This window comes from Nocardia sp. NPDC050378 (assembly GCF_040655675.1).
In the GTDB taxonomy this organism is placed as follows: Bacteria; Actinomycetota; Actinomycetes; order Mycobacteriales; family Mycobacteriaceae; genus Nocardia; species Nocardia coubleae.
The window spans coordinates 142,806-164,656 of record NZ_JBFAKI010000008.1 but is presented as its reverse complement, the minus strand read 5'-3'; the positions used below and the strand labels follow the sequence as shown (position 1 = coordinate 164,656).

The window sequence follows — 21,851 nt, the reverse complement described above, 5'->3', positions numbered from 1 at the left end:
TACCGGATGCGGCCGCTTCGTCATTTCTGGTTCCCCGCTCAGCTCAACGCTTGTTCGATGTCGGCGAGCAGGTCGCTGATGTCCTCGATACCCACCGACAGCCGGACCAGGTCCGCGGGCACCTCCAGGGCCGAGCCCTCGGTGCTGGCGTGGGTCATGGCCCCCGGGTGCTCGATGAGCGACTCGATGCCACCCAGGGATTCGGCGAGGGTGAAGATCGTGGTGCGCGAGCAGAACTTCAGTGCCGCCTCCCGGCCACCGGCCAGGCGAACCGAGATCATGCCGCCGCTGCGGCGCATCTGCTTCTGCGCGACCTCGTAGCCGGGGTGCGTCGGCATGCCCGGGTAGATCACCTTGGAGATGGCCGGATGGTTCGACAGGAACTCCGCGATCACCTCGGCGTTGTCGCAGTGCTTCTCCATGCGGACGGCGAGGGTCTTGATGCCGCGCAGGGTGAGGAAGGCGTCGAACGGGCCGGGCACCGCGCCCGCGCCGTTCTGCAGGAACGCGAACGCCTTGTCGAGTTCCTCGTCGTTCGTAATGAGCGCGCCGCCGACCACATCGGAGTGACCGCCGAGGTACTTGGTGGTCGAGTGCACGACGATGTCGGCGCCGAGCAGCAGCGGCTGCTGCAGGTACGGGGTGGCGAAGGTGTTGTCGACGACGAGCTTGGCACCCGCCGCGTGCGCGATGTCGGCGAGGGCGGGAATGTCACCGATGCTGAGCAGCGGGTTGGTCGGCGTCTCGATCCACACCAGTTTGGTGTTCGGGCGGATGGCCGCGCGCACCTCGTCGAGGTTCGCGATGTGGGCGGGCGAGTGCTCGATCCCCCACTGGCTGAACACCTTGTCGATGAGCCGGAAGGTGCCGCCGTAGGCGTCGTCGGGGATGACGATGTGGTCACCGGGGCGCAGCACCGCGCGCAACGCGCAGTCGGTCGCGGCCATACCCGAGGCGAAGGCGCGACCGTAGCTGCCCGATTCGAGGGCGGCGAGGTTGGCTTCCAGTGCCGTGCGGGTCGGATTGCCGGTGCGCGCGTACTCGTAACCACCACGCATGCCGCCGACGCCGTCCTGGGCGAAGGTGGAGCTCGCGTAGATGGGGACGTTCACCGCACCGGTCTGAGGATCGGGTTCATATCCGGCGTGCACGGCCCTGGTCGAGAATCCCAGCTCACTCATGGGCTCAGACTAGTTGCCCGGATCCGGCTGGTCGCGCACGGGTATCACGCCTGCACGAAGTGCCCGATTCGGCGGCGGCGCCGCGGTTAAGCTGACGCCATGGTGACCGTGGAAGAGTTGTTCGCGATCGATGCGTTGCTGTCCCCGGAGGAGCGTGAGATCCGGGATACCGTCGTCCGATTCGGCGAGAAACGCCTGCGTCCGCACATCGCGGAGTGGTTCGAGGCTGGCACCTTCCCGGCGCGCGAGATCGCTCCCGAGCTCGGCAAGCTCGGGCTGCTCGGCATGCACCTCGAGGGGTACGGCTGTGCGGGTGCGTCGGCCACCGCCTACGGGCTGGCCTGTCAGGAACTCGAGGCGGTGGACTCCGGGGTGCGCAGCATGGTGTCGGTGCAGGGCTCGCTCGCCATGGCGGCCATCCACTTCTTCGGGTCCGAGGAGCAGAAGCAGCAGTACCTGCCCGCCATGGCGGCCGGTGAACTGATCGGTTGCTTCGGGCTCACCGAACCCGACTACGGCTCCAACCCCGGCGGCATGCGCACCCGCGCGCGCCGCGACGGTGACGACTGGGTGCTCAACGGGTCGAAGATGTGGATCACCAACGGCTCGGTCGCCGACATCGCCGTGGTGTGGGCCTATGCCGAGGAGCCCGGCGACGACAAGCCACGGGTGCGTGGGTTCCTCGTACCGGCAGGCACCCCCGGATTCACCGCCCGGGAGATCCACCGGAAATTGTCGCTGCGCGCATCCCTCACCGCCGCACTGGATTTCGATGACGTACGCCTGCCCGCCGACGCGGTACTTCCCGGGTCACGCGGGTTGAGTTCGCCGCTGGCGTGCTTGAGCGAGGCGCGGTTCGGCATCGTCTTCGGTGCGCTGGGCGCCGCCCGCGACTGCCTGGCCGCCGCCGTCGACTACGCCCGCACCCGCGAGGTGTTCGACAAGCCGCTGGCCGGCTACCAGCTCACCCAGGCCAAGCTGGCCGATATGGCGCTCGAGCTCGGCAAGGGCCAGCTGTTGGCCCTGCACCTGGGCCGGTTGAAGGACCGGCACGAGATCACGAGCGAACAGATCAGCGCGGGCAAGCTCAACAGCACGCGTGAGGCGATCCGCATCGCCCGCGAATGCCGCACGATTCTCGGCGCCAACGGGATCACCCTCGACTACCCGGTGCTGCGGCACGCGAACAACCTGGAGTCGGTGCTGACCTACGAGGGCACGGCCGAGGTGCATCAACTGGTGCTCGGCAAGGCGCTCACCGACGCGAACGCCTTCCGGTAGGTCGCGCGCGGGCGGTTTCGAGGTTCAGCGGCGGGGCCGGCGGCCGTCCGCTGCGAGGGCTGCGGGCCAGATCAGTCCATCGATCGACGGCCGCGAGCGGGATCAGTCCGTCGAATCGACGACAGCCGCGGGGCGAATCATCCCACCGGCGAAGACCAGGGTCAGGGTGAGGGCGACGACGGTGAGGACCGTGAGGGCGATCGGCAGGGTGACCTCGAGCGGGACGCCCAGGGCGGTGAGCGCGGCGACGCCACCGCTACCCCAGACGAAGGCCGCCACGAACCGGCCGAGCACCCGGGCGTAGGGGCGGTGACGCAGCAACCCCGTGACACCGGAGCGCGCCGAGTAACCCGCACCCGCCGCGACGACAGGGTTCGCCCACAGCAGCTGAACCGCCGAATCGGTGACGTGCACCGTAGATCCTTTCGCTCGCCGAGCTGGTTTGCCGAAAGTTCTCCCGAATCGGTTATACCCGCCCAGAATCCATCGGGGCGGTGCTTCCCGCAAGTCTGTGCACAGGATCGTAAAGTTGCGCCGCGTTCGCCGGTCGATGACGGGTTCGCTACCATCTGGTGGTGTTTTCGCTCGGCCCCGCACTGCTCGAAATTTCGGCACGGCGACATCTGCGACAGTTGAACATCGAATACGGCGTCCCCGCGGCCGCCGCCGCGGCGCGGCACCCAGGGGTGCTCGCGCAGCTGGACCAGCACGCCGCCGCCGTCCGCGACATTCTCGAGTACGGGGTCGAGGAGTCGGCGCGGCTCCCGCTCGCCATCCTGCTGGCCGGCTACGTGCGCGGCCTGCTCGATCAGGTCGTCGCCGAGCGGGCCGGCGTGTTCGCCGGGGTGGCACCGCAGACCTGGCACGACGCCGACTGGTTGCAGTACCGGCTGGCCGCCGTCTGCCACCACGCCGGCGCCTGAAACCGGAATCGGCGCCCCGCCACCGATGCGGTGACGGAACGCCGGCGCCGGTTGGTTCCTACCTCGCGGTTTCCCCGCCCCAGCCGGGCTGCTGGCCCGTCTGCGGGTAGCCACCGGCCTGCGGGCTGCCGCCCGCACCGGGAGTCGCCCATTCCTGCTGGGTCTGCTGGGTGTGCGAACCCGGCACCCGCTGACCCTCGCGCGACACGTCCTCACGACCGCGCTGGTAGGCCTGCGCCTCACCCTTGAGCGCGGGCATCTCCGATTCGATGTTGCCGAGCCAGCTGCTCCAGCGCTGCTCCATGGGACGAACCAGGCCACCGCCCACGCCGACGACGAGGATGCCGCCGATCGTGGCGAGCACGGCGATCAGGATCGGGGTGGTCACCGTGGTGGCGACACCGATCTGGTTCAGGGCGGCGATGATGCCGATCGCCCAGATGAACACCGAGGCGATCTTTCCGAGCAGCGAACCGTAGGACAGCCCGCCGAGCGCGTTGGTGACCAGTTCGCCGACCGCGTGCGCGACCGCACCCGCGATCACCACGATCACGATCGCCACCGCCGCCTTGGGCAGCCAGGCCACGATGCCGGTGAGCAGGTCACTGACCGGGTTGGGGCCGAACACACCGAAACCGATCTGCAGCGCGATCAGCAGGATCGCGTAGTAGGCCAGTTTGGCCAGCAGATCAGAGGCGTCGTACTTGCTCTTGGCCATCATCTTCTTGATCTGGCCGCGCTCGACCAGCCGGTCGAAACCGACCCGTTCGAGCACCGCGTTCACCACCTTCGCCACTACTTTCGCGATGATCCAGCCGATCAGCAGGATGGCGATGAAGGCAACCAATTTCGGCACGAATTGCGCTACCGAACTCCAAGCGTCATTGAAGCCTTGCTGGAAGTCGATCGCGACGACGGAGTTGTCCACAGCACTTCCTTTCGCTCTTCCCGCCCGATTTGCCGAGAGTGTCATCGGAGGCTTACCCCCCTTGATCGGTCCGAACCAGCCGGTTGCGAGAAAGTTGCCTACTTTCTCGCACGTGGGACGAGCCACACGATCCGCCTCTTGCGCGCGGCGCGATCGCCGCTCACTCTGTAAGTAAGTGGTTACTTACAGCAGGAGGTGCGGTGACGCCGTCGACGCGCGAGCGGATCATGACCGAGGCGCTGCGGTTGTTCGGTGAGCAGGGGTTCGCCAAGACCTCGGTAGCTCAGATCGAGCGGGCCGCGGGATTGTCCAGCGGGGCCGGCGGGCTGTACCGGCATTTCCGGTCCAAGGACGAACTGCTGGTCGAGGCGGTGTCGTCGCGGCTGTCCGAACGCGGTGCGTTGGAGCTGCTCATGGCGCCGGACTTCTCGATCACCGCCGCGCTCGCCCCCGCCGGTTCACTGGTCGACAAGCTGACGGCGCTGTGCCGGATCGGCCTGGACCGGATCGACCACGACCGCGATGTGAACCGGATTCTGATGCGCGACAACTCGGTTCCCGCCGACATGCTCGAGGTCTTCCGGCAGCAGGAGTACGGCGTCGTCATGCCGGTGGTCACCCGAGGACTCGCCGAGCTGGCCGGAACCCCTGAGCGCGACCAGGACTGGGAGGCCACCGCCGCCGTACTCGTCGGCGCTATCGCGCACTTCTGGCTGATCCGCGACATCTTCGACGGCGACCATCCGGCGAATGTCGAGGCCGAAGGCTATCTGAGAGCAACCGCGGAAATGATCGCCGCCCGGCTCGAATGGGTGGGCAACGAGGAGGAGCAACAATGAACACACCTGTCACGGTGATCGGCGGTGGCCTGGCCGGGCTCACGGCAGCCATCGCGGTCGCGGAAACCGGTGCGACCGTGCGGCTGTACGAGGCGCACAGCACGCTCGGTGGTCGTGGGCGCGCCACCGAGCCGCCGCATGTGGCCCACGAAGGCGCGCACGTGTTCTACGCCGACGGACCGCATTACACCTGGTTGAAGAAGCGTGGCTTCGTCGACGGCCTCGGCTGGCCCGCCCCCGTCGACGCGGCGAAGATCGCCTTTCGCGTGGGCGGGAAGCTGCGACGGGTGCCCCCACTCGGCATGCTGCGCGCGCAAGCGAGCGGGTGGTTGCACGCCCCGGTCGACCTCGACTTCCACAGCTGGGCAGCGCGACGCTGGGACGATCGCACGGCTATCCGGCTGGCCAACGCGATCAGCGTGGTCACCTACGACGCCGACACCGGCCGCCTCTCGGCTGCCTTCGTCTGGGACCTCTTCCAGCGCGCGCTCGGCGCGAAGATTCCGGCGGTGCGCTGGGTGCGCGGCGGCTGGCAGCGCACGATCGACCGGATGGTCACGCGCGCAACCGACCTCGGCGTGACGATCGAAACCGGTGCGCGGGTGGTCGAACTGCCCACCGGTGGGCCGGTCATCGTCGCCACCGATCTGGACTCCGCGCGCCGTCTGCTCGGCGACGAAACCCTGCACGGCACCGGCGGTTTCGCCGCTCTACTCGACATCGCCGTGACGAAGGGGCGGCACGACCGCACCATCGTCTTCGATCTGGACGAAGCCGGTTTCCACGAGTGCTACACCATGCAGGACGACACCATCGCTCCCGCGGGCGAATCTCTCTACCAGCTCCAGATGCCCATCCGCGCAGGCGAATCCCGTGACGCCGCCCACCACCGCCTCGAGGCCTTGGCCGATGCCACCATCCCGGACTGGCGTTCCCGCAAGACCTTTCACCGCAAGTCGACCGCCAAGAACCGCACCGGCGCCCTCGATCTCCCCGGCACCACCTGGCGCGATCGCCCCGCCATCGACCGGGGCGACGGGGTCTACCTGGCCGGTGACATGGTCGCCGCCCCCGGCATGCGTGGCGAGATCTCCATCAACAGCGCGTTGATCGCCGCCGAGTCCGCGGTGGCCGCCCTGCGCACACGAACGATCAGCGGGGCCGAAATTCGGTTGCGCACCGAATAGCCGAGTTCTAGCGTGATCCGCATGTCGTGCACCGTATTCATCCGTATCCGCCACGCCCGGGCTCTGGCCCGCTAGCGGACGCGGATCTCCTCTCTCGCGTCCACCGGCGCGCCCAGGGCCCATCGAGACTCTTCCGACTCGATGACCCGAAGGGGCAACTGCCGTGGCGCAGGACCATTCACACAAGAACTATTCACACACCCAGCGCAAGATCACCGCGCGTGGGGGACACCGTACGACGCGTGACTCGAACAGAAGGACGCTGTCACAGAACTTTCTGGTCGATCCACACGCGGTCGAACTGCTGATGACCGTCGCCGATCCCGCCGGTACAGTGCTCGAACCCGGGGCGGGCGATGGCGTGCTCACCCGAGCACTCGCCCGGCGCGGGGCCGAAGTCACCGCCTACGAAATCGATCCGCTGCTGGCGGCCAAACTCTCGGCCCAGATCAGAGGCGAGCACGGAATCCAGGTGATCCGAGGTGATTTCACCAACGCCAAGGCGCCACGCACCGAGTTCGCGGTGGTCGGCAACATCCCGTTCTCGGCCACCGCACGGATCGTGGACTGGTGCCTGCGCACACCGGCCCTCACCTCGGCGACCCTGCTCACCCAACGCGAGTACGCCCGCAAACACACCGGCGACTACGGAAGATGGAGTCTGACAACCGTCCTGACCTGGCCATGGTTCGACTGGCAACTACGCGGCCACATCCCCCGCACGAGTTTCCGCCCGATTCCTTCGGTCGACGCCGCCATCCTGCGCATCGCCCGCCGCCGGGTACCCCTGGTAGACACGCGGGCCAGCTACACCGCACTCGTCCGCGCCGGATTCACCGGTATCGGCGGCACGCTGCGCGCCTCCCTCCACACCCGCTACCCGGGCGTCGACAGGGCACTGCGCGCGGCGGACATCGCCGACGACACCGTGGTCGCCGATGTCCACCCCCACCAATGGGTGGCTCTGCACTCGGCCCTCATCGGGTAGCCGAAGTTCCCGGTGCCGCTCACCGAGCGACACCGGGGACGGCCGTGCACCCTGTGCTATCGCTAGGCAAGCGGTTCGAGGCCGCCCTGACGAAGACGACGGCGCTGGACGCTCAGATCGAGCCGGTGCTCAGGAAGCCGAGCAGGTCGTGGCGGGTGATGACGCCGACGGGCTTGCCGTCTTCGACGACCATCAGCGCATCGGTGTCGGACAGGGCCTTGGTCGCGGTCGAGAGGGGTTCGCCCGAGCCGATCAGGGGGAAGGACGGGCTCATGTGCTGGGCCACCGAGTCGGTGAGCTGGGCGCGGCCCTCGAAGACGGCCGAGAGCAGATCGCGTTCGGTGACACTGCCCGCCACCTCGCCCGCCATCACCGGCGGTTCCGCGCCGACGACCGGCATCTGCGAGACACCGTATTCGCGCAGGATCTCGATGGCGTCGCGCAGGGTCTCCGACGGGTGGGTGTGCACCAGGTCGGGCAGCTCGCCCGACTTGCCGCGCAGCACGTCACCGACCAGCGGTTCCGGGCCCGACTCGAGCGGGGTGGTGAGGAAGCCGTAGGAGCTCATCCACTTGTCGTTGAAGATCTTCGACAGGTAGCCGCGGCCACCGTCGGGCAGCAGCACCACGACGACGGCGTCGGGGTCGCGCCGGGCCACCTCGATCGCGGCGACGACGGCCATGCCGCACGAGCCGCCGACGAGCAGGCCCTCTTCCCGGGCCAGGCGACGGGTCATCTCGAAGGAATCGGCGTCGGAGACGGCGATGATCTCGTCGGGCACGGCCGGGTCGTAGGCGGTGGGCCAGAAGTCCTCACCGACGCCCTCGACGAGGTAGGGGCGGCCGGTGCCGCCGGAGTACACCGAGCCCTCGGGGTCGGCGCCGATGATCTTCACCTTCCCGCCCGAAACCTCCTTGAGGTAGCGGCCGGTGCCGGTGATGGTGCCGCCGGTGCCGACGCCCGCGACGAAGTGGGTGACCTTGCCTTCGGTGTCGGCCCAGATCTCGGGGCCGGTCGTCTCGTAGTGGCTTTCCGGACCGCCCGGGTTCGAGTACTGGTTGGGCTTCCAGGCGCCGTCGATCTCGCGGACCAGGCGATCGGAGACGTTGTAGTAGCTGTCGGGGTGCTCCGGGGGCACGGCGGTCGGGCAGACCACGACCTCGGCGCCGTAGGCGCGCAGCACGTTGCGCTTGTCCTCGCTCACCTTGTCGGGGCAGACGAACACGCACTTGTACCCGCGCTGCTGGGCGACCAGGGCCAGACCGACACCGGTGTTGCCCGAGGTGGGCTCGACGATCGTGCCGCCCGGCTTCAGCAGGCCCTCTTCCTCGGCGGCATCGATCATCTTGACCGCGATGCGGTCCTTGGAGCTGCCGCCCGGGTTGAGGTATTCGATCTTCGCGGCGACCAGGCCCGCGTTCGGGCCGACCACCGAGTTCAGCCGAACCAGTGGGGTGTTGCCGATGAGGTCGACGACATGATCCGCGATGCGCATGAGCTCCATAGTTGCAGAACCCCGCGCGCAGGTCGCGACCTGGTCCGACAGTGTGTGCCGGCACACCGGTCCATCACCCGGCGGCGCGACGCCCCGACAGGCCGACAGCGGTGACGGCTGCCCCGGCGAGCACCAAGCCCACGCACCACCACAGCGCGCCGCGATAGGCCGCGGTGACGGCGTCCGCGTCGGCGTAGGCGTGCCCGGAAAGCCCGACCAGCAGCGGCAGCGCGGCGACCGCGAGCAATCCGGCCGTGCGCGAGACCGCGTTGTTGATGCCGCTGGCGACCCCCGCCCGGCCGGCCGGTGCGGCGGCGAGGACGGTGCCGGTCAGCGGGGCGACGAGCATCGAGAGACCGAGCCCCATGGCGAGCATGCCGGGCAGGATGTCGGTGGCGAAGTCCGGCTCGCGCGGCGCGCCCGCCAGCAGCGCCAGCCCGCCGGCCAGGATCAACGCGCCGATCACCATCGGCCTGCGCGGTCCGAACCGGGTGGCGACCGCGCCGAAACGTGCCGCGAGCAGGAACATCAGCAAGCTGATCGGCACGCTCGCCGCCCCGGCCGCCAACGGCGACCAGCCTGCGCCGATCTGGAGGAACAGGGCGATGAACACCATCGACCCGGACAGCGCGGCGTAGACGAGCAGCGTCACCACGTTGATGAGGGTGAAGACACGGTCGGCGAACATCTCGGGCGGCACCATCGGATACCGAGCGCGCCGCTCGACGACGACGAAGGCCGCGGCGGCCACCACTCCCGTCGCCGCGGCACCGACCGTGGCGGGAGTGGCGCCGGTGTCGGGCCACTCGGTCAGCGCCCACGTGACCCCGGCCAGCGCCACCGGGGCGAGCACGATGCCGGGCAGGTCGAAGTGCTTGCCGTCGGCGCGTTCGTCGCGGGACTCGGGCGCACCACGCAACAGCACCAGAGTGAGTACGGCCAGCGGCAGATTGATCGCGAAGGCCCACCGCCACGACAGCCCGACCAGCCAGCCTCCGAGCACCGGACCGCCTGCCGTGGCTACGCCGAGCATGCCGGTCCAGGCGCCGATGGCCCGCATCCGGTCGCCGTGGACGAACGACGACTCGACCAGCGCCAGACTGCCGGGGGTCAACAGGGCCGCGGCGACGCCCTGCAACAGTCGCGCCGCGATCAGCGTCTCGATCGTCGGCGCCAGCGCGCACAGCGCGGAGGTGACGGCGAACGCGCCGACACCCCAGGCGAACATCCGTTTGCGACCGAACCGGTCACCCAGCGCGCCGCCGACGAGGATCAGCGCGGCGAGCGCCAGGGTGTAGCCGTTGATCACCCATTGCAGCGCGGCGAGGTCGGCGTGCAGCTCGGATCCGATGCGGGGGAGCGCGACATTGACGATGGTGCCGTCGAGAAAACCCATCCCCGAGCCGAGCACGGTGGCGGCGAGCAGCCGTCGCCCGGCCGGTTCGCCGAGTCGCAACAGCTCGGGCGCCTTACCCACTCCCGCACCATAGTCCAGCGCCGCGCGGTCAGCGCATCGGCGAGCGGTTTCGACGCGCAACAACTGATCTCGCCAGGACATGGGTAACTCACCGGGAACCGGCTAACTCACCCCGCTCACAAGAGCTTGCCGCGCCCCGAACTCGCTCCGCACCTGAGTCCGGCCAAAAGACGCGGGGAGGCGGATCCGCCGTAGAATTTTCGGATGTGAGCGCACCTCGAATCAGCTGGCGCACGGCCGCGGTCACCGGCGCCACGACCGTCCTCGCCGGGTCGGGCGCGGGCACCGTCTCCTGGGCCACCTACCGGTTGCTGATGACCCAGGCAGGCGCCGCGCGTGCGGTGATCGGCCGCGATACTTCCAAGCCGCCCGAGGCCGACGGCGTGTACGCCCCCGGTGCCACCCTGCCCGAGCCGTGGCGCAAGAACGTTCCGTTCGACCTGCACCTGATGATCTTCGGCGACTCCACCGCCGCCGGTCTCGGCTGCCTCGGCGCCGCCGACGTGCCGGGTGTGCGCCTGGCCCGCGGCCTGGCCGAGGCCACCGGTATGCGGATCCGGTTGAGTACCAAGGCGATCTCCGGCGCCACCTCCAAGGGCCTGGCCGGACAGGTCGACGCGATGTTCATCGCCGGACCGCCGCCGGACGCCGCGGTGATCCTCGTCGGTGCCAACGACATCACCAAGAAGCATTCGATCCGTGCCTCGGCCCGCAGGCTCGCGCAGGCGGTATCGCGGTTGCGCGAGGCCGACGCGCTGGTCGTCGTCGGCACGTGTCCCAACCTCGGTACCGTCACCGCCATCCCGCAGCCGTTGCGCACGGTGGTGGCGAACTGGAGTGTGCGGCTCGGCAAGGCACAGACGGTGGCGACCACGCTGGCCGGGGGAATCGCGGTGCCGATGGGCTCGCCACTGGTGGCCTCGGAGTTCCGGGCGGCTCCCGAGATCCTCTTCGCGACCGACGGCTTCCATCCTTCCGCAGCCGGTTACGAACTCGCGGCCGCCCAGTTGTTGCCGGTGCTCGTCTCCGCGGTGCGTGGCCGCCCTGGTCTTCCTGTCGCTCAGAGCGAGACGTACATTCACGAATGAGCGGTATGTACAACAGCCGTTCGCGCCAGCCTTCCGAAAAGGAGTCCTCATGCCCGAGGCCGTCATCGTTTCCATCGCCCGCTCCCCGATCGGCCGTGCCGTCAAGGGGTCCCTGGCCGGGATGCGCCCGGACGACCTGACCGCGCAGATGGTCCAGGCCGCGCTGGCCAAGGTCCCTGCCCTCGACCCCACCCAGGTCGACGACATCATCCTCGGCACCGGCTCCCCCGCCGGTGAGGGTGGCTTCAATCAGGGGCGCATCGTCGCGGTGAAGCTCGGCCTCGACGTGGTCCCCGGCACCACCGTGCACCGCTACTGCGCCTCGTCGCTGCAGACCACCCGGATGGCCTTCCACGCGATCAAGGCAGGCGAGGGCGACGTGTTCATCTCCGCCGGTGTGGAGACCGTGTCCCGCTATGCCAAGGGCTCGGCCGACAGCTCGCCCGACACCAAGAACCCCGAGTTCGCCGAGGCCGAGGCCCGCACCGCCAAGACCGCAGAGGGCGGCGCGGGCGCGTGGCACGACCCGCGCGAGGACGGCCTGCTGCCCGACGCCTACATCGCGATGGGCCAGACCGCCGAGAACGTCGCCTCCCTCACCGGCATCAGCCGCGAGGACCAGGACCACTGGGGCGTGCGCTCGCAGAACCGCGCCGAGGAAGCCATCAAGAACGGCTTCTTCGAACGGGAGATCACCCCGGTGACCCTGCCCGACGGCACCGTCGTCAGCAAGGACGACGGCCCGCGCGCCGGCGTCACCTACGAGGCCGTCAGCCAGCTCAAGCCGGTGTTCCGCCCCGACGGCACCGTCACCGCGGGCAACTGTTGTCCGCTCAACGACGGCGCGGCGGCGCTGGTGATCATGAGCGACACCAAGGCCAAGGAGCTCGGTCTCACCCCGCTGGCGCGCATCGTGTCCACCGGTGTCTCGGGCCTGTCCCCGGAGATCATGGGCCTCGGCCCGATCGAGGCCGTCAAGAAGGCGCTCGCCCTGGCGGGCAAGTCGGTCGCCGACATCGACCTGTTCGAGATCAACGAGGCCTTCGCCGTGCAGGTGCTCGGCTCGGCGCGTGAGCTGAAGATCGACGAGGACAAGCTCAACGTCTCCGGCGGCGCCATCGCCCTCGGACACCCGTTCGGCATGACCGGCGCCCGCATCACCGCCACCCTGCTGAACAACCTGCAGACCTACGACAAGCAGTTCGGCGTGGAAACGATGTGCGTCGGCGGCGGCCAGGGCATGGCCATGGTCATCGAACGCCTCAGCTGATCCCCTCCACGAGGCGGCGGCCCGGAGCACCAGCCCCGGGCCGTCGCCGATTCAGGACCATTGACGACCCCACCGTGCTAATATGCTTTTATGCGCACAACGGTTGACCTTTCTCCCGGCCTCATGCAGGCCGCGAAGCTGGCAGCTGCCGCACGTGGGATCAGCCTCAAGGAGCTGTTCACCAAGGCACTCGCGCGCGAGGTGGGTGCGTCCGCCTCGCCACAAGTCGGCCGGGTCGCGTTCCCGCTGGTCGGGGCCGCAGATGACAGTCGCCCACCGCGTGAGATCACCAACGCCGACATAGCCGATATTTTCGCCGCTGAGGATGCCGACCGGTACGGGCGATGACGCTCGTCGATGTCGGCCTGTGGCTGGCAGCCGTCTATGGCAGGCATGTCCATCACGGCGCAGCGGTGAAGTGGTTCGAAGGCCAGAGCGGCGGCTTGGTCTTGTGCCGGATGACCCAGACAGGTCTCCTTCGGTTGCTGTCCAACCCGGCGGTGATGGATACCGAGGTGCTGTCGCGTAGCGAAGCCTGGCGCGTCCTCGATCAGTTGGCGGCCGACGAACGAGTGCAGTGGGCAGACGAACCGGCCGCCCTGGAACCAGTGTTTCGCGCGTTGTCGGCACGCAACGACCACAGTCACAAACTTTGGACCGATGACTACCTGGCCGCCTTCGCGCAAGCGAGCAACGCCTCAGTAGCGACCCTCGACCGCAAGTTCGCCGCTCGCTATCCCTCTGTCGATGTCGTTACCGTTTTCGCGTAGATGGAGATGCGACAAGCGCTGCGGCCCCACACCTATGGTATGGGGCCGCAGCAATAGTTACCGACTGTCTCAGTCCCGCTGGAAGTAGCTCAGCAGGCGGAGGATCTCCACGTAGAGCCAGACCAGGGTGACGGTCAGGCCGAGGGCGACACCCCAGGCGGCCTTCTCGGGGGCCTGGGCGCGGATCAGCTGGTCGGCGGAGTCGAAGTCCAGCAGGAAGCTGAACGCGGCGATGGCGATGCAGACCAGGCTGAACACGATGGCCAGCGGGCCACCGTCGCGCAGACCGAAGCCGCCGTCGGTGAAGAAGCTGGCGATCAGGTTGCCGAGCATCAGGACCAGCACACCGACCATGGCGCCGAGCAGCATGCGGGTGAATCGCGGGGTGACCCGGATCGCGCCGGTCTTGTAGACCACGAGCATGCCGAAGAACACGCCGAACGTGCCGAGCACCGCCTGGCCGATCAGGGCGCTACCGCCCACACCGCCGAAGGTGACATCGGTGAACATCAGCGACAGCGCGCCGAGGAACAGACCCTCGAACGCCGCGTACGACAGCACGAGCGCCGGGTTGTCCATCTTGTTGCCGAAGCTGGCGATCATGACCAGCACGAAGCCGATCAGGCCGCCGCCGATGACGAACAGCGGCGCCAGCGACGGGTTCGCCGAGGACAGCGCGAAGGAGATGATCGCCGAGACGGTGAGCACCGCGAGGGTGATGCCGGTCTTGGTGACCACGTCGTCGATGGTCATGGCACGGGTGGCGGGTGCCTGCTGGTACTGCTGCCCGTACTGCTGACCGTATTCGCCGTACTGGTTGCCCAGCTGGCCCGCGCCGGTCACGCCCGAACCGAAGTTCGCGTAACCGCCGACTCCCTCTTGGCGAGGTAAGTTCTTGAACACCGGATTCGATGAGGTACGCACCGTGCGCCTTTCCTGGAGTGATGAAACGTCGTACAGCTCCAACTGCCCTGTTCAACGTGTCGCGAACGAACAAAGTTCCCGGCGGCTCGATCATTGATCGCACCACCGTCCGTTCGGACAAATCGGACTCTACCCCGTCGGAGCGCCCCTATCGTTGTACGTCGCGCAGGCCACGGACAGACCGCGTCACCGTGAATTTCTGGTTCCGGTCGATCACGTCGGTCCGCCCGACCATCCGTTCCACCACGCCCCGATAGTTCAGGTGCGAGTTGTACACCGTCCACAGCTCGCCGCCGGGACGGAGCACCCGGCCGGTCTCGGCGAACATCTTGATGGCCGAACCGGTGTGCACGGCCGCGCCCACATGGAACGGCGGATTGCACAGCACCAGGTCGGCGCTGTTGTCGGCGGCCGAGGACATGGCGTCGTCGCGCACCACCGTGACGCGGTCGTCGACACCGTTGACGGCGGCGGTGGCCCGGGCCGAGGCGACGGCGGCACAGGACTGATCGGTGCCGACCACCCGGATACGCGGACGCGACTTGGCCAGGGCCACCGCGAGAATGCCGGTGCCGCAACCGAGGTCGATGGCCTCGCGGGCGTCGGGCTTCATCCGGTCCAGATGTTCGAGCAGGAACCGGGTGCCGATGTCGAGGCGTGGGCCGGAGAACGCGGCACCGTAGGCGACCACGTCACCGTCGATCTCGATGATGTTCTCGCGCACCGGGAATCGTGGTTCGCCGACGGGTAGCGGTTCGCTGACGACGAGCACCCGCGACTTCTGCCTGCCCCGGCCCGCCCGCACCTGGCGGAACGTTTCGGCGAACACCTCGTTCATGGTCGGGGTGAGGTATTTGTCGCGGCCACCGGCGTAGACGACCACGTCGTCGGCGGCGTAACGGGCGATGGCCTCGGCGATCTCGGCGAGCCCGGCGAGCATTCTCGGCAACCGCATCACGACCACGCGGGCGCCGGTGAGCAGGTCCGCGTCGAGCCCGTGCACGGTGAAGCGGTCGGCGAGACCGAGGTTCTTGGCATTACCCGCCAGGGCGAGTTCGCCGGTGAGCAGGTCCTGGTGCACCCGGATCCCGGTGTGCCCGTGCCGTACCGCGACCCCGAGGGTCAGCGCGCCGTAGGCGTCGCCGATCACCGCCACCTCGCCGCTGCCCGCGCCCGCGAGCGCGTCGGCGGCGGTATCGAGAATCAACCGATCCGCGGCGTCGACGGCATAGAGGTTCGGCGCCTCCACGTCCGGATACCGGCGCAGCCGGGTGAATACGTCCTCGACACTGTCCACGCGACAAGTGTGCTAGATCGTTGCCCCATCGTCACATCCGCCCCTGCGGCACAGCGGAACCGAGGCCCACATATGCGTACCGAGCATGGAAAAGACTGACGGCGAACGGGTTACAGCGATGCGTGCCGACCGCGCTGATCCCACGGTGCACGCGCCCAGCAAACTCACAGCCTGGACACGCGCCCGGCTGATTCCCGCAACCCCCGAGTTCACCTGAGTACCATCGGTCACATGCGCAACGCCCCCGTGTTCGTGCTGATCGCCACCGCGGCTCTGGTCCTGCCGAGCTGCGGTTCCGACGACGCGCCCGCCGCGACTCCCTCGACGACGACAACGAGCACCGCGAGCACGTTCGCCGACGCCACCGGTCCGCGCGACAACGACGCGAAGTCGGGCGAGGCGAGCGACGGCGCCGCCCTCACCGTCACCGATGTCCGCCTCGGCCACCACCCCGGCTACGACCGGGTCGTCTACACCCTCGGCGGCACCGGCACCCCCGGCTGGCAGGTGGCCTACACCGACAACGCCGTGCAGGACGCCAGCGGCAAGGCCGTGAACGTGGCGGGCAGCTCGATCCTGGAAGTGCGCATCCTCGGGTCGGCCTACCCGTTCGACTCCCCCGTTCCCCCGTTCGCCGGGCCCGATCCGGTCACCGATCCCAGTACGCCGCGCATCACCGGCGTCTACAAGTCGGTGGTCTACGAAGGCGTCACCCAGTCGTTCATCGGGCTCGACGCCGACCGTCCAGGTTTCACCGTGAGCACCCTCGCCGACCCACCGCGCCTCGTCGTGGACATCGCGAACGACTAGTTCTACCCCTACCACGTGCGGGTATTGCGTAGCGTCGCTGAGCACTGGTTAGACTCGTCGCCGTGACCGTCCAGCCTTCGCCTGCGCGCTTCGTCAGGGCTCTCGCCGTGATGCTGCTGCTGGCCGGGATCGTAGCGATGCACTCGGCGGTTTTCATCACCCCCGCTCATGCCCATGCGGGTGAACACATCGAAGCGGTCGCGCCCCAGGACGTCCCCGAGCCGGATCACGGCTGCGGCAGCGACGGTTGCGGCCAGCACGCGGCCGTCCACGGATGCGTGTTCGTCCTCGTCGCCCTGTCCGTGCTGCTCGGCTGGATGCTGCTGTCGCGGCTCACCGAGGACGGCGACGCCATCCGCCGGGCGACGAGAACCTGGCGTGGCCGCCGCGAACGACCACCTCCCTGGACCGTCCTCTCCCTTTCCCAACTGGCGATTCTGCGGATCTGACAGGTCGGCCCACGCGGCCACTGTCCGACACCCCACACCCGAATCCCCAGGAGGATCACCCATGTCCATCACCCGTACCGTTCTCGCCCTCGCCGCTGTCGCCGTGGTCGCCGCCGGGTGCGGCGACGACTCGACCACGCACACCACCGAGCACTCCTCGACGAGCACGGCGAGCACGACGAGCGCCACGGCCCGCACCGACTTCGACGACGCCGACGTGACCTTCCTGCAGATGATGTACCCGCATCACGCGCAGGCGGTCGAGATGTCGAAGATGGTGCCGAGCCGGACCCAGAACCAGCAGCTCATCGCACTGGCCGCCCAGATCGAGCAGGCGCAGGCACCGGAGATGCGCCAGATCACCGACCTGCTGACCAGCTTCGGCAAGCCCGCACCGAGCGCCGAGGGCCACGGCGGCCACGGCATGGCGGGGATGATGACCGAGGAACAGATGAGCGCGCTGGCAGCGGCGAACGGCGCCGAGTTCGACCGGCAGTGGCTGCAGATGATGATCGAGCACCACCAGGGCGCGGTCGCCATGGCCAAGACCGAACTGGCGGAGGGAACCAACCCGGAGGCCAAGCAGCTCGCCACCAAGATCGTCGCCGATCAGGAGGGTGAGATCGCGACCATGCGCGGCCTGCTCGGACAGGGCTGACCCGGGGTGGCGCCGCGCCGGACCCGGCGTGGCGCCACCTGATCGTCCCGAAGCCAGTACGGTCGATGTGTTCGGCCACCGCGACGGTGACCGACGCTCCGGCGAGGGAGGAGAGACAGATGCTGGTACGGGAACGAATGGGGCTCGGCACCGCGCTGGTTGTCGTAGCGGGCGCGCTCACGCTGGCCGCCTGCACCAATCAGGTACCCGGTACCGCCGAGGCCAACCTCACCGATCTCGCCTCCTACACCTCCGAAGTCGCGGCCTCCTCGACCGCGAAGGTGAAGGCGGCCAACGACTCGGCCTGCGACGGGCTGCGCGCGGCCAACAAGAGCTCGGTCGCCTCGTTCAACGCCTATATCGAGGCGAGCAACAACCGCGCCCCCGATACCGACGCCAAGGCCAACGAGGCGGTTCCGGTGCTGCGCAACAACGCCAAGGACCTCGATCGCAAGGTCACCACCGATGTCATCGGAGAGCTGGCCGAACCGCTGCGCACCTACCGGGACAAGACCAACCTGCTCGCCGACACCCTCGAGCGCCGTGCGCCCACCGACGAACTCAACGGTGTGATCGATCAGTTCAACGCGTCCAAGGACGCGGCGATCGAGGTCTGCAAGCCCTACGGCCGCTAGGCACGTAACAGGAACATCACCGTTCGCGATTGCCCCTCCGAGACCAGTCATCGGAGGGGTTGCGTGCGTGGGTTCCTGAAATATGGTGCGGCGATCGCGGTTACCGCATTGTCGCTGACCTCGGCGGCACTGCTGCCCGTCGCGGCGGCCGACCCGCCGATCGCGCGGCACTGCGAGGTCAGCTCCGGACGCACACCGCAGGCGGCGTCCCCCGCCGAGGTAGCCCTCGACCCCGATCGAGTCGCCGAGGCCATGCGCCTGGCCGTCGACCCCACCCGCTTCAACATCCAGCTCTACCGCAACAACTGCCTGGTGGCGGCGGGCCCACGCAACGCCGAATCCGGTGGGGTGCCGTGGAATCTGTGGAGCGGGACCAAGAGCGTCGTCGCGCTGGTCGCGGGTGCGGCGGTCGACGAGGGCCGCCTCGACGTCGACGCGCCGATCGGCCGCTACCTGCCCGAGGGGCTCGGCGACGAGGGGCACCGCGCGATCACCGTGCGCAACCTGCTCACCGAATCCTCCGGAATGGAGGTGGCCATCGCCGCCGAGGGCGCGACCGGATTGGCCCAGCTGGACCCGAACGTCGTCGCCCAGGCACTCGCGATGCCGATCGAACGCCCGCAGGGCACCCAGTTCCGCTACAGCCAGCGCGCGGTCGACCTGCTCGTCTACGTCATCGCGCAGGCCGTCGGCGCGGACTTTCAGGACTTCGCCCAGCGAAAGCTGTTCGACCCGTTGGGCATCGAACGCACGGACTACTACTGGGCCCGCGATCGGGCCGGAAACACCTACGGCCACGCGCATCTGCTGCTCCCGCCGGACGACTTCGCGAAACTCGGTCTGCTCGTGGGCAATCGGGGCCGATGGAACGAGCAGCAGGTGATCTCGGACGCCTACCTGCGCGAGGCGTTGTCACCGTCGCGGGCCATGCCGTGTTACGGCTTCCTCTTCGTCATCAACGGCGCGCCCTGCCGCCTCGAATTCCCCGGCCTGCCCGACGATGCCGTGAAGATGTCGGGAATGCTGCGCAACGACAGCTATATCGTGCCGAGCCTCGGCCTGGTACTGAACTGGACCGGCGTCGCCACCCCTGGAATCTCGACGACCTACACCCATGATGTGATGCGCAAGCTGGTCTCGTCGTTCCGCGATGTGGCGGTTCCGGATCCGGGACCGTACCGGGAGAAGCCGGACGTGAGCGTCACCGATCCGATGATCGCCCGGCCCGACCCGGTGTTCGGCACCTTCGGCCTCGGCCCCTACGCCTATCCGGGCTGCGGTTTCGTCGAATGTCTCGGCGAGACACCGAAAGCCCCGTTCGCCGACACCCCGCCGGGGTGCGTGGTGCTCGGCTGCATCGGCCCCGACCCGCGCACCCCCGGCATCCGCTGAGGGCTGGCGTATCCTCGACAACGACCGGACAGGACCAGTAGGGACCGGTTCGCCCGAGAGGAGCCAGCCCCATGCCAGCACCGCTGCGAGACAGCGCAGTGCCCAAGCATGAACAGTTGCGCGCGATCCTGCTGCAGAAATGCACGCGCGAACTCCAACCCGGCGATCTGCTCACCAGCGAGCGAAACCTGATGCAGGACTACGGCGTCAGCCGGATCACCGTGCGTGAGGCGGTCGGTCAGCTGGTGAACGAAGGCTATCTGGTGCGGGTGCGTGGCAAGGGCACGTTCGTCGCCCACCGGCCGGTGCAGTCGCGGTTGCATCTGGCCTCCTTCACCGAGGAGATGCGCGCTCTCGGCCATCAGCCGAGCACCCTGGTGCTGGTCGCCGAGGAGGCCACCGCGCCCGAGCCGACGGCCCGCGCGCTGCGGCTACCGCAGGGCGCGCGTGCCTACCACGTGCGCCGGTTGCGCCTGGCCGACGACGACGCGGTGAGCGTCGATGACGCGTGGTTCAACCCGGAACTCGTGCCCGATCTCATCGCCCACGACCTCACCGGTTCGCTGTATCGCCTCGCCGCCGACCGCTACGGCAGGCCGATCGAACGTGCCGAGCAGACGGTCGACGCCCAAGCCGCCGACACGGGGATCGCCGCGCTGCTCGGCGTCCGCAAGGGCGCACCCGTTCTGCATTTCGACCGGGTGTCCTTCAGCGCCGACATGCCGATCGAGCACACCCACAGCTGGTATCGCTCCGATCGGTACCGGGTGCAGATGGAAGTCGGAAGAAGCTCCTGAAACACTCGTATTTCAGATACCGTATGGGCGCCATCACAGTGAAGTGCTCGGAGGTATCACCGTGTCCCTGTCCCCCACCCTCACCCGCGCGGGCGTTCTGACCGCGCTGGCCGCCACCGCCTTGCTCACCGCGGGCGGCACCGCCAACGCCGTCGGCAGCGCCGATTGGGATCTGCTCCCATCCGGCTCGGTGGTGATCGGCCCGCCGACCGGCAGCGCGGGCTCGGTCGACATCGGCCTGCCGACCGGTTCGGTCGACGCCGACTTCGGCTCGAGCGCGCCCACCCCGCCCCCGCCCTCGGGCTCGGCCGTAATGCCGGGCTCCGCAGGCTGATTCGCGCGGCGCGTCATCTCGAAAAGGTGACGCGCCGCACTCGGAACGGCACCGATCGCGCCGCGAATCCATTCCGGCGCAACCGAACCTGTTTCCTCTGCACCGAACCGGGCATACGCCCCACGAGACGCGCCACCCGGTGCGTCCGATCGTTACCCGAACAGGTGAGCTCCACATGATTCTTCTCGGTGCAATTCTTCTCATCGCCGGCCTCGTCTTCGGCATCCCGATTCTCAACACCGTTGGTGTGATCGTGCTCGTCATCGGCCTCGCGCTACTCATCGCGGGCAGCATCGGGCGTCCGGTCGCCGGTCGCAGGCATTACTACTGAGCTGGGCCTGCCATCGGAAAGGACACGTCATGGCGAATACACCGCGCATCGCTTCGATCGTTGTGCTGGTCTGGTTACTGATCGGTGTCCTTGCCGCAGGTCAACGCGGCTACTACACCGAGCGCGACCAGAACTGCGCTTCGCTGGGCACCATCGTGGTCACCATGATCGCGGGCCCGCTCAACTACATGGGCGTCAACCCGAAGGTCGACGACTGCGAACTCCCGCAACCCAGCTAGCCCGAATCCGCGCGCGAGCTACCGTGCTCGCGCGCGGATCAAGGCTGCCAACCGCTCCAGAGATTCCTGATTGCGCGCGGCGAAGGCCACGTCCTGGGCGAGTCCGGGGATCAAGCTCGCCGGGCCGCGCGCGGCACGTTCGGTCATCCGGATCGTGGTGCGCCCCGGCTCGGCCTCGGCGAGGGTGATTCGGATCCAGGCCGACCCGATCGACCACAGTCGCGCCTCCAATTCCAGACAGTGTGGCGGCTCGACCGTTCGCACTTCGGTGGTGTCGCCGATCAGTACCGGCCACAGGCCGAAGCGGTAGTGGATACGGCTGCCGACGGCGGGCCACTCGGGGTCGACTTCGCGGATGTTCGAGGCACCGACCACCCAGCTGGCGTAGAGCCAGCCGTCGGACAGCGTCGCGAACGCGACCTCGCACGCCACCGGCACGGTCACCTGGGCAGTCAGCACCAGACCAGCGTAATTCCCGCCCGCCCGGTCGGCGCGGCAACGCGGGCTTCGGCCCGCGGCACGCCGAAGCAAGACAGATGCGGGAAAATTGCTGTACAT

At 68.4% G+C, this 21,851-nt stretch carries 26 protein-coding genes; 18 read left to right on the top strand and 8 right to left on the bottom strand.

Annotated elements, in window-relative coordinates; all coding sequences use genetic code 11:
* Positions 1-38 precede the first annotated feature (38 nt).
* On the bottom strand, positions 39-1,181 hold the full coding sequence (locus AB0I35_RS19685) for a cystathionine gamma-synthase (RefSeq protein ID WP_357397520.1): 1,143 nt from the start codon (positions 1,179-1,181) through the stop codon (positions 39-41).
* A 99-nt stretch (positions 1,182-1,280) separates the two neighbouring features.
* On the opposite strand from AB0I35_RS19685, the gene AB0I35_RS19680 reads away from it, so the two are divergent.
* Positions 1,281-2,462, top strand: a complete 1,182-nt coding sequence (locus AB0I35_RS19680) for an acyl-CoA dehydrogenase family protein (RefSeq protein ID WP_357397518.1) — start codon at positions 1,281-1,283, stop codon at positions 2,460-2,462.
* A 102-nt stretch (positions 2,463-2,564) separates the two neighbouring features.
* Here AB0I35_RS19680 and AB0I35_RS19675 read toward each other — a convergent pair whose 3' ends face one another.
* Positions 2,565-2,876 (bottom strand): hypothetical protein, encoded by a 312-nt coding sequence (locus AB0I35_RS19675; RefSeq protein ID WP_357397517.1) that lies wholly within the window; start codon positions 2,874-2,876, stop codon positions 2,565-2,567.
* Positions 2,877-3,037: 161 nt separating this feature from the next.
* On the opposite strand from AB0I35_RS19675, the gene AB0I35_RS19670 reads away from it, so the two are divergent.
* Positions 3,038-3,385: a DUF6401 family natural product biosynthesis protein gene (locus AB0I35_RS19670; protein ID WP_357397516.1), complete on the top strand. Its 348-nt coding sequence runs from the start codon at positions 3,038-3,040 to the stop codon at positions 3,383-3,385.
* Positions 3,386-3,443: 58 nt separating this feature from the next.
* Here AB0I35_RS19670 and AB0I35_RS19665 read toward each other — a convergent pair whose 3' ends face one another.
* Positions 3,444-4,313: a hypothetical protein gene (locus AB0I35_RS19665; RefSeq protein WP_357397515.1), complete on the bottom strand. Its 870-nt coding sequence runs from the start codon at positions 4,311-4,313 to the stop codon at positions 3,444-3,446.
* 200 nt (positions 4,314-4,513) lie between these two features.
* Here AB0I35_RS19665 and AB0I35_RS19660 point away from each other — a divergent pair, with 200 nt between their 5' ends.
* The 3 genes from AB0I35_RS19660 (at position 4,514) to erm (ending at position 7,327) form a co-directional block, all read left to right on the top strand.
* A complete protein-coding gene (locus tag AB0I35_RS19660) occupies positions 4,514-5,152 on the top strand; it encodes a helix-turn-helix domain-containing protein (protein WP_357397514.1) in 639 nt (212 codons plus the stop codon).
* Complete coding sequence (locus AB0I35_RS19655) at positions 5,149-6,339, top strand: NAD(P)-binding protein (protein ID WP_357397513.1); 1,191 nt, start codon at positions 5,149-5,151, stop codon at positions 6,337-6,339. Before AB0I35_RS19660 ends, AB0I35_RS19655 begins: the two co-directional genes overlap by 4 nt.
* Positions 6,340-6,502: 163 nt before the next feature.
* Positions 6,503-7,327 (top strand): 23S ribosomal RNA methyltransferase Erm, encoded by an 825-nt coding sequence (gene erm / locus AB0I35_RS19650; protein WP_357397512.1) that lies wholly within the window; start codon positions 6,503-6,505, stop codon positions 7,325-7,327.
* Between the two features lie 112 nt (positions 7,328-7,439).
* Here the strand turns inward: erm and AB0I35_RS19645 are convergent, their stop codons facing one another.
* Complete coding sequence (locus AB0I35_RS19645) at positions 7,440-8,822, bottom strand: cystathionine beta-synthase (protein WP_067485967.1); 1,383 nt, start codon at positions 8,820-8,822, stop codon at positions 7,440-7,442.
* Positions 8,823-8,895: 73 nt separating this feature from the next.
* Positions 8,896-10,299, bottom strand: coding sequence for an MFS transporter (locus AB0I35_RS19640; protein WP_357397511.1), 1,404 nt, complete (start codon positions 10,297-10,299; stop codon positions 8,896-8,898).
* Between the two features lie 206 nt (positions 10,300-10,505).
* Here AB0I35_RS19640 and AB0I35_RS19635 point away from each other — a divergent pair, with 206 nt between their 5' ends.
* The 4 genes from AB0I35_RS19635 to AB0I35_RS19620 all read left to right on the top strand — a co-directional run bounded on the left by AB0I35_RS19635 (position 10,506) and on the right by AB0I35_RS19620 (position 13,427).
* Entirely contained in the window at positions 10,506-11,387 is an 882-nt protein-coding gene (locus tag AB0I35_RS19635) for an SGNH/GDSL hydrolase family protein (RefSeq protein ID WP_357397510.1), read from the top strand.
* A gap of 49 nt (positions 11,388-11,436) precedes the next feature.
* Positions 11,437-12,657 carry an acetyl-CoA C-acetyltransferase gene (locus tag AB0I35_RS19630; protein ID WP_067485604.1) on the top strand — a complete coding sequence of 407 codons (1,221 nt, stop codon included), beginning with the start codon at positions 11,437-11,439 and terminating at the stop codon, positions 12,655-12,657.
* A gap of 90 nt (positions 12,658-12,747) precedes the next feature.
* Positions 12,748-13,005 (top strand): hypothetical protein, encoded by a 258-nt coding sequence (locus AB0I35_RS19625; protein WP_357397509.1) that lies wholly within the window; start codon positions 12,748-12,750, stop codon positions 13,003-13,005.
* On the top strand, positions 13,002-13,427 hold the full coding sequence (locus tag AB0I35_RS19620; RefSeq protein ID WP_357397508.1) for a TA system VapC family ribonuclease toxin: 426 nt from the start codon (positions 13,002-13,004) through the stop codon (positions 13,425-13,427). The genes AB0I35_RS19625 and AB0I35_RS19620 overlap by 4 nt, the downstream gene beginning before the upstream one ends.
* Before the next feature lie 69 nt (positions 13,428-13,496).
* Here the strand turns inward: AB0I35_RS19620 and AB0I35_RS19615 are convergent, their stop codons facing one another.
* Both AB0I35_RS19615 and AB0I35_RS19610 read right to left on the bottom strand, forming a co-directional pair.
* Positions 13,497-14,351, bottom strand: a complete 855-nt coding sequence (locus AB0I35_RS19615; protein WP_181696633.1) for a Bax inhibitor-1/YccA family protein — start codon at positions 14,349-14,351, stop codon at positions 13,497-13,499.
* Between the two features lie 148 nt (positions 14,352-14,499).
* Positions 14,500-15,648, bottom strand: a complete 1,149-nt coding sequence (locus tag AB0I35_RS19610; protein ID WP_357397507.1) for a methyltransferase — start codon at positions 15,646-15,648, stop codon at positions 14,500-14,502.
* 231 nt (positions 15,649-15,879) lie between these two features.
* Between AB0I35_RS19610 and AB0I35_RS19605 the strand changes: the two genes are divergently transcribed.
* From AB0I35_RS19605 to AB0I35_RS19565, 9 genes are all read left to right on the top strand, one after another.
* The gene (locus tag AB0I35_RS19605; RefSeq protein ID WP_357397506.1) at positions 15,880-16,458 is read left to right on the top strand and encodes a hypothetical protein; all 579 of its coding nucleotides are present in this window, start codon (positions 15,880-15,882) and stop codon (positions 16,456-16,458) included.
* A gap of 62 nt (positions 16,459-16,520) precedes the next feature.
* Entirely contained in the window at positions 16,521-16,907 is a 387-nt protein-coding gene (locus tag AB0I35_RS19600) for a DUF6153 family protein (protein WP_357397505.1), read from the top strand.
* A gap of 61 nt (positions 16,908-16,968) precedes the next feature.
* Positions 16,969-17,565 (top strand): DUF305 domain-containing protein, encoded by a 597-nt coding sequence (locus AB0I35_RS19595; protein WP_357397504.1) that lies wholly within the window; start codon positions 16,969-16,971, stop codon positions 17,563-17,565.
* Between the two features lie 119 nt (positions 17,566-17,684).
* Positions 17,685-18,200 carry a hypothetical protein gene (locus AB0I35_RS19590; protein WP_357397503.1) on the top strand — a complete coding sequence of 172 codons (516 nt, stop codon included), beginning with the start codon at positions 17,685-17,687 and terminating at the stop codon, positions 18,198-18,200.
* A 63-nt stretch (positions 18,201-18,263) separates the two neighbouring features.
* Positions 18,264-19,592: a serine hydrolase gene (locus AB0I35_RS19585; protein ID WP_357397502.1), complete on the top strand. Its 1,329-nt coding sequence runs from the start codon at positions 18,264-18,266 to the stop codon at positions 19,590-19,592.
* Positions 19,593-19,663: 71 nt separating this feature from the next.
* On the top strand, positions 19,664-20,389 hold the full coding sequence (locus AB0I35_RS19580; protein WP_357397501.1) for a GntR family transcriptional regulator: 726 nt from the start codon (positions 19,664-19,666) through the stop codon (positions 20,387-20,389).
* A 61-nt stretch (positions 20,390-20,450) separates the two neighbouring features.
* Positions 20,451-20,723 carry a hypothetical protein gene (locus tag AB0I35_RS19575; protein ID WP_133733844.1) on the top strand — a complete coding sequence of 91 codons (273 nt, stop codon included), beginning with the start codon at positions 20,451-20,453 and terminating at the stop codon, positions 20,721-20,723.
* 175 nt (positions 20,724-20,898) lie between these two features.
* Complete coding sequence (locus AB0I35_RS19570) at positions 20,899-21,054, top strand: DUF6131 family protein (protein ID WP_166655728.1); 156 nt, start codon at positions 20,899-20,901, stop codon at positions 21,052-21,054.
* Positions 21,055-21,083: 29 nt separating this feature from the next.
* Entirely contained in the window at positions 21,084-21,293 is a 210-nt protein-coding gene (locus AB0I35_RS19565; protein ID WP_357397500.1) for a hypothetical protein, read from the top strand.
* 18 nt (positions 21,294-21,311) lie between these two features.
* On the opposite strand, the gene AB0I35_RS19560 is transcribed toward AB0I35_RS19565, so the two are convergent.
* The gene (locus tag AB0I35_RS19560; RefSeq protein WP_357397498.1) at positions 21,312-21,752 is read right to left on the bottom strand and encodes an SRPBCC family protein; all 441 of its coding nucleotides are present in this window, start codon (positions 21,750-21,752) and stop codon (positions 21,312-21,314) included.
* Between the last annotated feature and the right edge of the window lie 99 nt (positions 21,753-21,851).